Here is a 1,749-nt window from a genome sequence, read left to right as displayed (position 1 = left end):
CCACCTGTGTCGGTTTCGGGTACGGTCTAATAGGGAGGCTATTTCCAGGAACTTCCAGGCTGCATTCCCAATCCAATAAGGGAATACAACTTTCGAAATCCGTCACTCATCCCTTGGCCCACGAATATTAACGTGGTTCCCATCGACTACGCCTTTCGGCCTTGCCTTAGGGGCCGGCTAACCCTGCGCAGATTAGCTTTACGCAGGAACCCTTGGTCTTTCGGCGACAGGGTCTCTCACCCTGTTTGTCGCTACTCATGTCAGCATTCTCACTTCCGATACCTCCAGCAAACCTCACGGTTCACCTTCACAGGCTTACGGAACGCTCCGCTACCACTCTTTCGAGTCCGCAATTTCGGCGAATAACTTTAGTCCCGATACATTTTCCGCGCAGAGGCGCTTGATCAGTGAGCTGTTACGCTTTCTTTAAAGGATGGCTGCTTCTAAGCCAACCTCCTGATTGTCTCAGCACCTCCACATCGTTTCGCACTTAGCTATTACTTAGGGGCCTTAATTGGCGGTCTGGGTTGTTTCCCTTTTCACGACGGACGTTAGCACCCGCCGTGTGTCTGCCACGCATAACTTCTGGGTATTCGGAGTTTGAGAAGGTTTGGTAATCCGGTGAGGACCCCTAGCCCATTCAGTGCTCTACCCCCCAGAGTCTAATCGTGACGCTCTACCTAAATAGATTTCGCGGAGAACCAGCTATCAGCAAGTTTGATTGGCCTTTCACCCCTAGACACAGGTCATCCGAGAGCTTTTCAACGCTCAACGGTTCGGCCCTCCAGTGCATGTTACTGCACCTTCAGCCTGCCCATATCTAGATCACTTGCCTTCGGGTCTAATGCTACGTACTCATTCGCCCTATTAAGACTCGCTTTCGCTGTGCCTACACCTATCGGCTTAAGCTTGCACGCAACACTAAGTCGCTGACCCATTATACAAAAGGTACGATGTCACTCCGAAGAGCTCCATCAGCTTGTAGGCATCCGGTTTCAGGATCTGTTTCACTCCCCTCATCGGGGTTCTTTTCATCATTCCCTCACGGTACTTGTTCACTATCGGTCGGTAAGGAGTACTTAGGCTTGGAGGGTGGTCCCCCCATGTTCAGACAGGATTTCACGTGTCCCGCCCTACTCTAAAAGGTCTTCATTTTACGGATACGGGGCTATCACCCACTACGGCGTACCTTCCCAGATACTTCTCCTTATTTCAGACCAGGCCTGGTCCGCGTTCGCTCGCCACTACTAACGGAGTCTCAATTGATGTCCTTTCCTCCGGGTACTTAGATGTTTCAATTCCCCGGGTTCGCTTTTTAACCCTATGTATTCAGATTAAAATATCTCACTATTGAAATGTTAGACAGGTCGAGCGCCGAAGCGCTCGAATTATCCAACATCTCGGAGATGGGTTTCCCCATTCAGAAATCACCGGATCAAAGGGTGCTCTCGCCTCCCCGGTGCTTATCGCAGAGTGCCACGTCTTTCATCGCCTCTTACCGCCAAGACATCCCCCGGATGCCCTTTTGACGCTTGATCGTTATTTGAAATCCATGTGCAGTGGAAAACGCATTTGCGCTCCACACACTGGATCTCGATCAGACATGTTGGTTTCTTGCAGACTGACCCTTTACCAATACCGTACATTGCTGCGCGGCCGGTTATTCGGCTGAGGCTGGTGACGCAGACCCACGAGGGGTGGCGGCCAGCCGGATCAATCTTTCCCTTACGATAACAAACATCCTGGAAC

At 51.3% G+C, this 1,749-nt stretch carries 1 rRNA gene; it reads right to left on the bottom strand.

Going from position 1 to position 1,749, the window contains the following annotated elements:
• A 23S ribosomal RNA gene (locus B4F73_RS05805) occupies positions 1-1,538 on the bottom strand; the annotation flags it as partial.
• Positions 1,539-1,749 lie beyond the last annotated feature (211 nt).

The sequence above is a fragment of the Hyphomonas sp. UBA3601 genome (assembly GCF_002375605.1).
Classification (GTDB): Bacteria; Pseudomonadota; Alphaproteobacteria; order Caulobacterales; family Hyphomonadaceae; genus Hyphomonas.
This window is presented reverse-complemented; position numbering and strand designations above follow the sequence as displayed.